This is a genomic window from Endozoicomonas sp. SCSIO W0465, from assembly GCF_023716865.1.
In the GTDB taxonomy this organism is placed as follows: domain Bacteria; phylum Pseudomonadota; class Gammaproteobacteria; order Pseudomonadales; family Endozoicomonadaceae; genus Endozoicomonas.
The window spans coordinates 5,312,802-5,326,749 of sequence record NZ_CP092417.1; the positions used below are offsets into that span (position 1 = coordinate 5,312,802).

8 protein-coding genes and 2 pseudogenes are annotated in these 13,948 nt (G+C 49.0%); 8 read left to right on the forward strand and 2 right to left on the reverse strand.

Annotation, left to right across the window (positions count from 1 at the left end; all coding sequences use genetic code 11):
• The first annotated feature begins 15 nt into the window (after positions 1–15).
• From MJO57_RS23680 to MJO57_RS23685, 3 genes and pseudogenes are all read left to right on the forward strand, one after another.
• On the forward strand, positions 16–2,274 hold the full coding sequence (locus MJO57_RS23680; RefSeq protein ID WP_252019223.1) for a heavy metal translocating P-type ATPase: 2,259 nt from the start codon (positions 16–18) through the stop codon (positions 2,272–2,274).
• Positions 2,275–2,557: 283 nt separating this feature from the next.
• Positions 2,558–2,851, forward strand: a pseudogene (locus MJO57_RS33430) (hypothetical protein); the annotation flags it as partial.
• Positions 2,852–2,860: 9 nt separating this feature from the next.
• A complete protein-coding gene (locus tag MJO57_RS23685) occupies positions 2,861–3,748 on the forward strand; it encodes an ankyrin repeat domain-containing protein (protein ID WP_252019225.1) in 888 nt (295 codons plus the stop codon).
• A gap of 490 nt (positions 3,749–4,238) precedes the next feature.
• Here the strand turns inward: MJO57_RS23685 and MJO57_RS23690 are convergent, their stop codons facing one another.
• On the reverse strand, positions 4,239–5,753 hold the full coding sequence (locus MJO57_RS23690) for an IS66 family transposase (RefSeq protein ID WP_252017330.1): 1,515 nt from the start codon (positions 5,751–5,753) through the stop codon (positions 4,239–4,241).
• Between MJO57_RS23690 and MJO57_RS32885 the strand changes: the two genes are divergently transcribed.
• Positions 5,752–5,877: a hypothetical protein gene (locus tag MJO57_RS32885; protein ID WP_256492097.1), complete on the forward strand. Its 126-nt coding sequence runs from the start codon at positions 5,752–5,754 to the stop codon at positions 5,875–5,877. The two genes, MJO57_RS23690 and MJO57_RS32885, sit on opposite strands and share 2 nt — an antisense overlap.
• A gap of 242 nt (positions 5,878–6,119) precedes the next feature.
• Here MJO57_RS32885 and MJO57_RS23695 read toward each other — a convergent pair whose 3' ends face one another.
• A complete protein-coding gene (locus MJO57_RS23695) occupies positions 6,120–7,397 on the reverse strand; it encodes an IS4 family transposase (protein ID WP_256491761.1) in 1,278 nt (425 codons plus the stop codon).
• 127 nt (positions 7,398–7,524) lie between these two features.
• Here MJO57_RS23695 and MJO57_RS23700 point away from each other — a divergent pair, with 127 nt between their 5' ends.
• The 4 genes and pseudogenes from MJO57_RS23700 (at position 7,525) to MJO57_RS23715 (ending at position 13,595) form a co-directional block, all read left to right on the forward strand.
• Positions 7,525–7,947: a hypothetical protein gene (locus MJO57_RS23700; RefSeq protein ID WP_252019227.1), complete on the forward strand. Its 423-nt coding sequence runs from the start codon at positions 7,525–7,527 to the stop codon at positions 7,945–7,947.
• Between the two features lie 87 nt (positions 7,948–8,034).
• Positions 8,035–8,775: a hypothetical protein gene (locus MJO57_RS23705; RefSeq protein ID WP_252019229.1), complete on the forward strand. Its 741-nt coding sequence runs from the start codon at positions 8,035–8,037 to the stop codon at positions 8,773–8,775.
• Positions 8,776–9,487: 712 nt separating this feature from the next.
• Entirely contained in the window at positions 9,488–12,241 is a 2,754-nt protein-coding gene (locus MJO57_RS23710) for a hypothetical protein (RefSeq protein WP_252019231.1), read from the forward strand.
• Between the two features lie 301 nt (positions 12,242–12,542).
• Positions 12,543–13,595 (forward strand): annotated as a pseudogene (locus tag MJO57_RS23715) (IS110 family transposase).
• Positions 13,596–13,948: the final 353 nt, after the last annotated feature.

Here is a 13,948-nt window from a genome sequence, read left to right on the forward strand (position 1 = left end):
ACAGGAGCAAAACCCATGAGTGCCAGAGAAACCGAGCTGCGATTGAGTGGTCTTCGCTGTGCCGGCTGTGTTGGCAAGGTAGAAAAGGCACTGCTTGCGGTTGCCGGCGTTACTGAAGCCAGTGTTAATCTTGCCGAGCGCACCGTACGGGTTGCCGGAACCGCTTCTTCGGAAGAGTTAGTCAACGCTATAGAAAACGTTGGTTTTGGCGCTGAACTTGCCTCATTTGAAAAGCAACAGGAGCAGCAGGAAGCAGAAGACAGACGACGTTATCGCTATCTGCTGAGACATACTGCCATCGCCCTGTGCCTTGGTATCCCCCTGATGATCTGGGGCATGGTCACCGGAGAGATGGGGGTCAACAACACTCAGGAGCAGATTGCCTGGGGTGTGGTTGGCGTTCTTACCGGGCTGATTCTGTATGTTTCCGGTGGACATTTTTTCACGGGTATGTGGCAATCCCTGAAGCATCGCAATGCCAATATGGATACGCTGGTGGCACTGGGCACTGGCGCTGCCTGGCTGTTTTCGATGGTTGTTGTGCTGTTTCCACAGTGGCTGCCGGCCAGTGCCCGACATGTCTATTTTGAAGCGTCTGCAATGATCATCGGCCTGATCAACCTGGGCCATGCGCTTGAACTCAGAGCCAGAGGTAAAACCAGCGAAGCAGTCAAACGATTGCTGGGGCTCCAGGCCAAAACCGCACGTGTGATTCGTGACGGGAAAGAGCTGGATATTCCTGTGCAACAGGTACATAAAGGCGACACCCTGCGGGTACGTCCCGGAGAGAAGATACCGGTGGATGGCAACATTGTGGATGGTAACAGTTTTGTGGATGAATCCATGCTGACGGGAGAACCTGTTCCTGTCGCAAAAAGTGTGGGTGATACCATTACTGCCGGTACACTGAATAAAAATGGTGCACTGCTGTTTGTCGCAGAAAAAGTGGGCAGCGAAACGGCTCTCGCCCGGATCATTGCCCTGGTAAAAAAAGCCCAGAGTACAAAGATGCCGATCGCTCGATTAGCCGATAACATCTCAAGCATCTTTGTACCTGCCGTTATTCTGATTGCCCTGCTGGCTGCCGCTGTCTGGTTTTTTGTTGGACCTGAGCCGAAGGTGGCTCACATACTGGTGGTCACCACCACAGTATTGATCATCGCCTGCCCCTGCGCACTGGGCCTTGCCACCCCCATGTCAGTGATGGTGGGAGTAGGTAAAGCCGCAGAACTGGGTATTTTGATCCGTAAAGGTGACGCCTTGCAGCAGGCCAGCAAGCTGACGACACTGGTTCTGGATAAAACGGGAACCATCACTGAAGGTCGTCCCACCGTTACCGCGATTATCAGTCTTGAGCCGTATACAGAAGCCAAACTCTTAATGCTGGCGGCCAGCCTGGAGCAAGGCTCAGAGCATCCCCTTGCTGAAGCAATTGTGGAATCCGGTAAGTCAAAACAGATAGCGCTTAAATCCGTTGAGGGTTTTCAGGCCATTCCCGGTCACGGTGTATCTGGCACAGTCGATGGTCATGCGTTGCTGCTGGGCAATGAAAAGCTGATGACAGGCAATGGCCTCAACATTGACCGTCTTGCCAGTAGAGCGAAACAACTGGCAGAACAGGGGCAAACCCCGATGTTTATGGCTATTGACCATCATCTTGCAGGCATCATCTCGGTTTCAGACCCAATCCGTTCCGATTCAAAGGCAGCTATCAAGCGGCTTCATAAGCTGGGTATCAGGGTAATTATGCTGACCGGTGATAACCGGTTAACCGCACAGGCCATTGCCAGACAGGCTGGCATCGATGAGTTCCATGCGGAAGTTCTGCCTGAAGATAAAGCCGGACAGGTAAAAAAGCTGCAACAGGATGGACATAAAGTGGCCATGGCAGGTGATGGCATCAATGATGCACCGGCCCTGGCCCAGTCCGATGTTGGCTTTGCCATCGGCACAGGCACTGATGTTGCCATTGAGTCCGCTGATGTAACCCTGATGAGCGCTTCCCTTCATGGCGTGGTGGATGCCATTGAGCTATCGAAGGCAACACTGAGAAACATCAAGCAGAACCTGTTTGGCGCCTTTATCTACAACTCATTGGGAATACCCATCGCTGCGGGTATTCTGTTTCCATTGACCGGCATGCTACTGAATCCGGTCATTGCCGGTGGTGCCATGGCGCTATCATCCGTTACAGTCGTTTCCAATGCCAACAGGCTTCGATGGTTCCAACCCACAAATGCTCATGACCGATATTTCGGTCACCCCGCACTTTGACCGCCGCCTTCAGCGCATTGTCTGCCGCTGATTTTGAGCCACACAGGATCGCCTTAATAACGGCTTGCTGGCCACTTCTCTTTGGCCGGTATCCAATAACCACCATTGGCAAATGAAAGGCCAGAAAACCGGACAGCAACTAAACCAAACCGGAAAAAGCTTGTCTTAGAAGAGGATGATTATTAAGAACATGGCTAAAGTCGTTCGATATTATTGTTCCAAAACACTCAATATTTCCGGGTACAGACACATACACATGTGAGTTGCAATACCAATGATCTCAATGCAATTATCACCACCAAAACTATCTGCCATTGCCGATATAACCGGAGTAGGTTTTGAGCGGGAGATACACAATCACCCTGCTATCGATTATGTCACCACAACGGGAAGAACCTGCCATCTTGTGCCGCGAAACAAACCTCAACAACTGTTTATTGACAGATTATCTCATAATGAGTGCATTGTTTGTCACGATGTCCACCAGAAACAAATGCTGATTCGCTCCTGTCGTCACTCGTTGTGTGAACCGTGTTATCTACAATTGCTTGACTTCCGCCCCGGCAGCAGAGCTATCGCATGCCCCATGGATTCACAACCAATACCTGCGACAGCCAGCGATGCCCTTGAATTCTCCCGGGAAGGTTCTGAACTGATAGCAAACAACATCAAGGGATTCCATGATTATGCACCGCTGCAACCAAAGTCAACCAGCACCCTGTTGATCCAGGCTATTGAGGAGTGTCGTCTGCCCACCATTGTTGACTTTCTGGCAGATGTCATTGATGTGAATGCTGATACATTCTCGGAAACTGCCATGATAGCTGCCTGCCGAATCGGAGATCTGGCGTGTGTAAAAAAACTCAGAAACAAGGGCGCCACTGTTGATAACACGACGAGTGTAAATACGCCGCTACTTGAGTCCATAAGAGGCGGACACTTCAACATTGTTAACTACTTGCTGGAACAGGGCGTAAACCCGAACAGTACCCCGGAACCTCCTTTGTTAAGACGCCACACTCCCCTGGCGTTGTCAGCGTATTACGGCCATCAGGATATGGTTCGATTACTGCTTCAGTACGGGGCAGACATCAACTCACAACAGAATCCTTATGAAAAAACAGCACTTATGCTGGCCTGTGAGCATGATCATAGTGATGTGGCCCGTTTTCTGTTGGATCAATATGAAATCAGGGTTGGCCAGACCTGCTCAAGAGGGTGGAATGAGCTTGTTTATGCCAGCAATATCACCGAAGGGCTCGAAGGTGTGGTAAAAGATCTGTTGCACCTGGGCGCTGATATTGAGTATGAGAGTGAGCACAACAAAAGTATTTTGGTCTACCTTCAGGAGGCCAAAGCGCATGTTTTCTTGACCCACTATTGCCCGGCGGCAGCACTGCGATTTGCACAAGTGATCAGGATAACCAGGCAGATAGTCGAAGGGCCTGCACGGTATGCCGAATGCGCTGTCTGAGCGACAAACTCATATCAAATGGAACTGGTCGCTTTTATTCGGGAACCTGCCGCTGTGATGACTGCTGCATTAAAAATGAGGGCAAAAAAATGGGTTGATCAGAAATTATGAATACACCGGTTGTCAGGTTAGGTCTTCTGACGTGTATTCGTCGGGGGTCGCTGCCTGATAAAACCTGACCATCGCTACCGTCATCGCCTGAGTTGTGAAGGTAATTTGATCATTAATGAACTAAAAGGCTGTTTCCTGTGTCTGAGCTGACACTATTTAATGAGTACAATCTATAAATTATGATCCCACTCTATAATGAATCAAGTCTGGCGACGGGGAGTGCGAATTCCACAGGGTTACCTTCTGGTAGTGATCACACAACACCATCAAGACCATCAAGCTCTTTCTATTCAGGTCGGCGCGCATCAAGACAAGACCCCATTGGGAACAGCCTCCCAACCATCGATAATTATGAGCCCCCTAAAAAAAAATATCGTAACTATTCAGCACTGAGCAAAGGCATATTACAGTAATTCCGAACAGCTCTATGAAGTGATTGATATATGTCCATTCCCTGTTTTCTGGCAGACGACAAATAGCTGCGAATCCGTGCAAACATAGAACCACCGTCTGCACTCCTGAAGCAGCCTGAGATTTTCTGCTTTAACTTGGCCATTCGAACATCCCGCTCACTGCCATTGTTATCGAAGGGAATGGTAAAATCTGACATGAAGCGCAGTGTCTCAGCCTTGAACTCAGTGAGTCGTTTGAAGAGATTGTAAGCTTTAGTATTCTTGACTTTCTTGCGCTTAAGCTCCTCTCGTTGCTTCTCCATATAGACGACTTCTTTCATTAGAGCCCGCTGAAGCAACCGGTCATAAATCTTCTCGATTCGTTCACAGACAACACTTGGCATCTGTAGCATACCTATGGTCTTAAAGCCCTTGCAGTAATGCCAGGAAAGCCTCAGTAGCTTCATCAATCGCAACGCCAGTTGATTGCTGTCCCTATCAACAACACCCAAAAGCTCCCTCAGGTGATGGGCATTGCAAAGTACGTGAGTTGCCGCATATGCAAAATAGGATTTCCAATGATCATGAACCAGAACGCCTGCAAATGTTAGCAGTATGCCCATCGTGTCCATGGCCTCACGACCTCGCTTTTCAGACAAGTAGTAGAGCGTCCATTGTTCATCCCGCATAACGTGTAGCCAGTGCAAAGAGCCCTCGGCCCGCATACCCGTTTCATCGGCTCCGGCAACAGACGATTCCCGCAAGGCGTCACGAATAACCTCTTCAGTAGAAGCCAGATTTTCATAGGTTCTGGCCACAAAATTGGCGACAGTGCCTGCACTTACACTCATTTTATAGAGAGTATTAAAATACTCTGACACGCGCTTAAAAGGCAGGAAATGGTATTGGTTAAGATAGACGGCCATAGCCTGTGTGGCTGAGCCATATTGTGCGGCAGCGGTAACACCTTCCGGGAATTCAGCCTGATTCCGACAACCACAAGTGCAGATTTTTACTTCAGCTCTATGGGCCGTTACTTCAAATTCACCCGGTCTCCCTGGTTCAAACACCTGTCGTTCAATATATTTGACCGGCTCACTATCAAGAAGAGACGCCTGACATTTATTGCATTCTTTAACCGGAAGGTACTCAATATAGTCAGGGATATCGACCTGTTTAAGACAAGTGCCCTGATGCCCTTTCTTTCCACCGGCTTTATTACCAGAAGACTGTCTCAGACTTTTAGGATTGGGTTTTTCATCCGATGGATCGGTACCTTTATCTGCGGAAAGGTCGTCAGAATGATCTGGAGAATTACTGTTTTTACAAGGTTTTTGATAACCATCAGACGATGGCGGCTTGCTGCTGTTTTGACTGTTCTTGCCAACCTTTTCTTCCAATTCTCGACATCGCTCTTCCAGACAGGCAACTCTCATCCGCAGCTCTGCATTCTCTTTCAAGAGAATCTCAGCCGACATAGTTGCGGGTAGTTCTGGAATCATGCTGGCGAATATTGTGGAAAAATGGTGCTTAAGAGGATGGTATAAAAATCAGAAAATTCCAGATTTATGTGGGGGTGCTGAACAGTTACAAAATATCTTTAAAGAGAAATGTTTCTCACATTGAAGATGCAGTACAGAATGAAAAATTAAAAAGAAAACGACCGGATCGTGAAAATGAGTATCAACAAGATTCATCGATAGCGACTTTAGATCAATTAAAGGGCCTTTGCCAAGAACGCAAAATCACCGTCAAACCAACGCTGGATCAACTGGTTAATTCTTGCCCGAATGAGTCGAAAGTCCAACTGATATCCAAGCTTGGCATTTATTTTAGTAGCGTGGAAAGAACCGTTCTTAAGGTAGACATTAAGCTCCACCCACTGCACAGAAGCCTAATCTTGTACGCCCTGAACAACCATCCCGTGCAGGGTGTTCTCGTTTCGCATTATTTCCCCAGAAGTCCAGTAGCTTTTTAATGCATGAGACCAATGACTTTCCTGCATTCATCAACGATGAAATCACATTACCAAACAGGTGAGTCCCACTTTTCATCACCTTGTGCGTCGAGATTTCCTCAATGCTCCCACTTTCACAGAGGTTCGCCTGTGCAGCATGGGCAAGGTACCTTTTCAACGTCACAACCACAAAGGACATCAGAATCAGGCTAAACACCAGTGTCGCTGATTTGGTGTTAAAACGATGCCACCCTGAATAGGATTTGATCTCTTTGAAAATCAGCTCTATCTGCCACCGTAGACGATAGGCCTGGAGCACATCACTCAAGGTGAACTCCACCCGGTTCAGGTTGGTCACAACGAAAACCCACTTCTGTTTTTTGTCATTCCAGCGGACAACCAAGCGGAATGGCCAGGCTTTGAATCCCGGCCATTCTACATCCAGGTCGAGGCACTGGTCTTTGGGGAAGCCAGACAGTACATCCTTCAGTTTTTGTCCTTTGTAGCGATTGAGATTCTTGCCATCCTCCCGTACCGCGCTGAGTATCGTCGGGTTGATACTCTGAGGTGCCTTGCAGATAAAAGAACCCTCCCTGTCATCAATAGCGGCAAAGAGTTCCAGCTCAAAATAACCGGCATCCATTAGCATCAGGATATAGGCCATGGATGTTGGCAGTGGTGGCAGACAGTCTCTTTCTGAACGGGTATCTTCAGTCAGCTGCACCCGCACCAGGTTGTTGGTGAGAAGATCCATTGTCGTATGAAGCTCGACGGCAGCAGGACTGACCGTTGAGAACCTGCCGGGAAATGCTTCTTTCAGGGCATCATAGACAGCTTGTGACGAACCGTCCTGAATCAGAATGTGCTCAAACTCTGAAAATGGACTGTCTTCATCAAACGCCATGACTTTGCGGGAAAATATTTCCAGACACTGCACCCATAGCCACAGGATAAGAGTAGGCAGCGCGTCCTTTTTAGCTTGATTTGCCCAAGAACGATAAGAGACATTCAGCCCCGTCAACTCGTTAAATTTACGGTGTAGATCCGCCTGGGTATCGCAGTTTCCATCACCAGCGAGGGCATCGATCAGTGAGAGGATAAAATCCAAAGGACGGATATCTCGCTGTCGTATAGTAAAACCAAGCTGTTCCGCCATACTTAGGAGTTCTGACCGGTCGAAACAGGTCAACAGTTTTTTTCAACTAATCTACTATTTGCAGTACTCATCTTGTTCAGCCATTGATAATGGTTTCGAAGCTTTATTGTGGCTGTTCAAGGTGGGTTCTGCCGCCGGAAACGAACCTTTTTTGAGCTTAATGTCTACCCTAAGAAGAACCGTTAAAAACACGGGTACGATTACCAGCATGCTCTTGAAGGGCGAAGGAAGCTCAAGAACAAAGAAAAACATTAACGAGTTTCTGAGTATTGAAGACCGTGATGTACAAGCAGTAGCATGTTATCCATTTATTACATCCATTTCTGCCATCTGTAATGGTAAAGGCTTTCCCAAAGCCGGGGACGTGGACACGCTGCTGAAGCTACCGAGCCTCCAGAAGGAGGGCCGGCTTGACCGGCAACTGCTGAGCTCTATTTCTTCTATCTGTCATACTAAAGGCTTTCCCAAAACCGGGGACGTGGACACGCTGCTGAAGCTATCGAGCCTCCAGAAGGATGGCCAGCTTGACCGGCAACTGCTGAGCTCCATTTCTTCCATCTGTAATGGAAAAGGCTTTCCCTAAGCCGGGGACGTAGTCACGCTGCTGAAGCTACCGAGCCTCCAAAAGGACGACCAGCTTGACCGGCAACTGCTGAGCTCCATTTCTTCCATGATGAGTAGCCAGGGCTTTCCCAAAGCCGGGGACGTGGCCACGCTGATGAAGCTACCGAGCCTCCGGAAGGATGGCCAGCTTGACCGGCAACTGTTGAGCTCCATTTCTTCCATGATGAGTAGCCGGGGCTTTCCCAAAGCCGGGGACGTGGACACGCTGCTGAAGCTACCAAGCCTCCAGAAGGATGGCCAGCTTGACCGGCAAGTGCTGAGCTCCATTTCTTCCATGATGAATGGCTGGGGCTTTCCCAAAGCCGGGGACGTGGACACGCTGCTGAAGCTACCAAGCCTCCAGAAGGATGGCCAGCTTGACCGGCAACTGCTGAGCTCCATTTCTTCCATGATGAGAAGCCGGGGCTTTCCCAAAACCGGGGATATAAACACGCTGCTGAAGCTACCAGACCTCCGGAAGGATGGCCAGCTTGACCGGCAACTGCTGAGCTCCATTTCTTCCATGATGAATGGCCGGGGCTTTCCCAAAGCCGGGGACGTGGACACGCTGCTGAAGCTACCGAGCCTCCAGAAGGATGGCCAGCTTGACCGGCAACTGCTGAGCTCCATTTCTTCCATCTGTTATAGTAAAGGCTTTCCGAACGAGAATTTAATTTCACGAATTATAGAATCTATAGGTCTCAAGAATCTGGAACTACCAGAATATATTGATGAACTCCTTTCATCGGAGAATTTTGTTATCGATGAAAACTTCTGGGAGTCACTTTCATTAGATGAAATAATCTGACTCTTATCAAAAATCATTTATTTATAGGAAGCTGGGGTCAGGAAGCTGGGTCCATTAAGTCTTTCTTTTTGAATATGCAAGATTCATGGCACAAGACAGGTTTTGATCTTTGGCGTTGATTTCAAGGTTCAAGACTCAACGTAAGAATTCCTGATTGTCCAGCTGAAATTTCAAACGTCTAATGACTTTCAAAAGGAAAGACCCCACCAGTTCGTCATCAGAAATTATGAATACACCGGTTGTCAGGTTAGATCTTCTGACGTGTATTCGTCGGGAGTCGCTGCCCGAAAAAACCTGACCATCGCTAACGTCATGGCCTGAGTTGTGACGGTAATTCGATCATTAATGAACTAAAAGGCTGTTACCTGTGTCTGAGCTGGCACGGTTTAATGAATAAAGTTTATACATAATGATCCCACTCTATAATGAATCAGGTCTGGCGACGGGGAGAGCGAATTCCACAGGATTACCTTCTGGTAGTGATCACACAACACCATCCAGACCATCCAGACCATCAAGCTCTTTCTATTCAGGTCGGTACGTATCAAGACAAGAACCCATTGGGAGCAGCCTCCCAACCATCGATAATTATGAGCCCCCTAAAGAAAAAATATCTTTAAAGAGAAATGTTTCTCACATTGAAGATGCAGTACAGGATGAAAAATTAAAAAGAAAACGACCGGATCGTGAAAATAGGTATCAACAAGATTCATTGATAGCGACTTTAGATCAATTAAAGGGCCTTTGCCAGGAACGCAAAATCACCGTCAAACCAACGCTGGATAAGCTGGTTAATTCTTGCCCGAATGAGTCGAAAGTCCAACTGGTATCCAAACTTGGCATTTATTTTAGTAGTGTGGAAAGAACCGTTAAAAACACGGGTACGATTACCAGCATGCTCTTGAAGGGCGAAGGAAGCTCAAGAACAAAGAAAAACATTAACGAGTTTCTGAGTATTGAAGACCGTGATGTACAAGCAATAGCATGTTATCCATTTATTACATCCATTTCTTCCATCTGTAATGGTAAAGGCTTCCCAAAAGCCGGGGACGTGGACACGCTGCTGAAGCTACCGAGCCTCCAGAAGGATGGCCAGCCTGACCGGCAACTGCTGAGCTCCATTTCTTCCATGATGAGTAGCCGGGGCTTTCCCAAAGCCGGGGACGTGGACGCGCTACTGAAGCTACCGAGCCTCCAGAAGGATGGCCAGCCTGACCGGCAACTGCTGAGCTCCATTTCTTCCATCTGTAATGGTAAAGGTTTTCCCAAAGCCGGGGACGTGGACACGCTGCTGAAGCTACCAAGCCTCCAGAAGGATGGCCAGCTTGACCGGCAACTGCTGAGCTCCATTTCTTCCATGATGAGTAGACGGGGCTTTCCCAAAGCCGGGGACGTGGACACGCTGCTGAAGCTACCGAGCCTCCAGAAGGATGGTCAGCTTGACCGGCAACTACTGAGTTCCATTTCTTCTATCTGTAATGGTAAAGGCTTTCCCAAAGCCGGGGACGTGGACACGCTGCTGAAGCTACTGAGCCTCCAGAAGGATGGCCAGCTTGACCGGCAACTGCTGAGCTCCATTTCTTCCATCTGTAATGGTAAAGGCTTTCCCAAAGCCGGGGACGTGGACACGCTGCTGAAGCTACCTAGCCTCCAGAAGGATGGCCAGCCTGACCGGCAACTGCTGAGTTCCATTTCTTCCATCTGTAATGGTAAAGGCTTTCCCAAAGTCGGGGACGTGGACACGCTGCTGAAGCTACCGAGCCTCCAGAAGGATGGCCAGCTTGACCGGCAACTGCTGAGCTCCATTTCTTCCATCTGTCATGGTAAAGGCTTTCCCAAAGCCGGGGACGTGGACACGCTGCTGAAGCTATCGAGCCTCCGGAAGGATGGGCAGCTTGACCGGCAACTGCTGAGATCCATTTCTTCCATCTGTAATGGTAAAGGCTTTCCCAAAGCCGGGGACGTGGACACGCTGCTGAAGCTACCGAGCCTCCAGAAGGATGGCCAGATTGACCGGCAACTGCTGAGTTCCATTTCTTCCATGATGAGTAGCCGGGGCTTTCCCAAAGCCGGGGACGTGGACACGCTGCTGAAGCTACCGAGCCTCCAGAAGAATGGCCAGCTTGACTGGCAACTGCTGAGCTCCATTTCTTGCATGATGAGTGGCCGGGGCTTTCCCAAAGCCGGGGACGTGGATACGCTGCTGAAGCTACCAAGCCTCCAGAAGGATGGCCAGCTTGACCGGCAACTGCTGAGCTCCATTTCTTCCATCTGTAATGGTAAAGGTTTTCCCAAAGCCGGGGACGTGAACACGCTGCTGAAGCTATCGAGCCTCCGGAAGGATGGGCAGCTTGACCGGCAATTGCTGAGCTCCATTTCTTCCATGATGAGTTACCGGGGCTTTCCCAAAGCCGGGGACGTGGATACGCTGCTGAAGCTACCGAACCTCCAGAAGGATGGCCAGCTTGACCGGCAACTGCTGAGATCCATTTCTTCCATCTGTCATGGTAAAGGCTTTCCCAAAGCTGAGGACGTGGACACGCTGCTGAAGCTACCGAGCCTCCAGAAGGATGGCCAGCTTGACCGGCAACTGCTGAGCTCCATTTCTTCCATGATGAATAGCCGGGGCTTTCCCAAAGCCGGGGACGTGGACACGCTGCTGAAGCTACCGAGCCTCCGGAAGGATGGCCAGCTTGACCGGCAATTGCTGAGCTCCATTTCTTCCATGATGAGTAGCCGGGGCTTTCCCAAAGCCGGGGAAGTGGACACGCTGCTGAAGCTACCGAGCCTCCAGAGGGATGGTCAGCTTGACCGGCAACTGCTGAGCTCCATTTCTTCCATCTGTCATGGTAAAGGCTTTCCCAAAGCTGAGGACGTGGACACGCTGCTGAAGCTACCGAGCCTCCAGAAGGATGGCCAGCTTGACCGGCAACTGCTGAGCTCCATTTCTTCCATGATGAGTAGCCGGGGCTTTCCCAAAGCCGGGGACGTGGACACGCTGCTGAAGCTACCGAGCCTCCAGAAGGATGGCGAGCTTGACCGGCAACTGCTGAGTTCCATTTCTTCCATGATGAGTAGCCGGGGCTTTCCCAAAGCCGGGGACGTGGACACGCTGCTGAAGCTACCGAGCCTCCAGAGGGATGGTCAGCTTGACCGGCAACTGCTGAGCTCTATTTCTTCCATCTGTCATGGTAAAGGCTTTCCCGAAGCCGGGGACGTGGACACGCTGCTGAAGCTACCGAGCCTCCAGAAGGATGGCCAGCTTGACCGGCAACTGCTGAGATCCATTTCTTCCATCTGTTATAGTAAAGGCTTTCCGAACGAGAATTTAATTTCACGAATTATAGAATCTATAGGTCTCAATAATCTGGAACTACCAGAATATATTGATGAACTCCTTTCATCAGAGAATTTTGTTATCGATGAAAACTTTTGGGAGTCACTTTCATTAGATGAAATAATCTGACTCTTATCAAAAATCATTTATTTATAGGAAGCTGGGGTCAGGAAGCTGGGTCCATTAAGTCTTTCTTTTTGAATATGCAAGATTCATGGCCCAAGACAGGTCTTGATCTTTGGCGTTGATTTCAAGGTTCAAGACTCAACGTAAGAATTCCTGATTGTCCAGCTGAAATTTCAAACGTCTAATGACTTTCAAAAGGAAAGACCTAATGGAATGGTCCGCCCCGCTCCCAAAACGGCTTCAAATGAGCCAAGATAGAATGAGTTTTGCGGAACATCATTCAGAATAAGAAACGGAGCGAACCATGAGCAAGCATAACAAATCAGGAGTGAGCCAGAAAGGTCAAGTTGTTTTTCTCGGAATTGATCTGAGCAAAAAAAGTTTCCAGCTGCACGGCGTTGATGCCAAAGGCAATGTGGTCATCAAAAAGAAACTTAACCGTAAGGCGCTTTTACCTTTTATTGCTAACTTACCTGAATGTGCTGTCGGCATTGAAGCCTGCGGCGGTTCGCACTACTGGTGTCGTGAGTTTACCGAGCTGGGGCATGACGTTAACATTATGGCTCCCCAGTTCGTGAAGCCATACGTCAAGTGAAACAAGAATGACGCTGCTGATGCTGAAGCAATCTGTGAGGCAATGCAACGCCCCAGCATGCGGTTTGTACCAACCAAAACTATTGAGCAGCAGGATATCCAGAGCCTGCATAGAATACGCAGCCAGGCAGTGGCCAGAAGAATAGCGTTGGGTAACCAGATCAGGGGTTTATTAATGGAGTACGGAGTCATTATTCCAAAGGGAATATCCTATATCCGTAAACAGATCCCACTGGTTCTGGAAGATGCTGAAAACGGTTTAACAGTACTGTTTCGTGAACTCCTCAATGAACTGTATGAAGAAATGGCACATCTGGATAAGCGAATTGGAAAGCTTGAGCAAAAGCTCGAAACCATTGCAGCCAATAATGAAGCTTGCAAACTTTTGCTAACCATACCCGGCATTGGGTTGCTCAGTGCTACGGCGCTTTTTGCTGCGATTGGTGATATATCAGCATTTAAAAATGGCCGTGAAATGGCGGCCTGGCTGGGACTAGTGCCCAAGCAGGCGTCTACTGGTGGAGTGCCTACCTTACTGGGGATCAGTAAACGGGGCGATACCTATTTGCGAACCCTGCTGATACACGGAGGCAGAACCGTTGTCAGGGTAGCCGATAAACACGACGATCGACGTAATAATTGGATTAAAGAGCTTGACCAGCGCAGGGGCTAGAATATATCAGCGGTGGCTGTTGCCAATAAAAATGCTCGCATTGCCTGGGCTGTGTTAACCAAAAAAGAGCCATACAAGGCAGCAGCATAAGCATAGCCATTAAACTATTAAACATCTGTCGTTAGACAGGAAAAGCAAAAGCGGTTAATCAGTGCAAGAAGCCTGCAACGAGTTGCGTAGATAAAGTTCAAATGATGGCATAAAAGGTAAGACCTGCACTCCCTTGAACCTGACTGGGGTCAGGGCCCATAGAGGCCGAAGACCTGATGAGGCGGGAGTGAGCGGATTCCATCAGGGCCAGAGGCATTGAGACCTCACCCCAAAGGCCGGATATATGGAAGCATTACTCTTTAACGTCATGATGGAAAACTTTTCCTTGCAATGCGGGGCGGACCATATATGACCCCACCAGTTCGGTCGGGAGTCACTGCCCGAAAAAACCT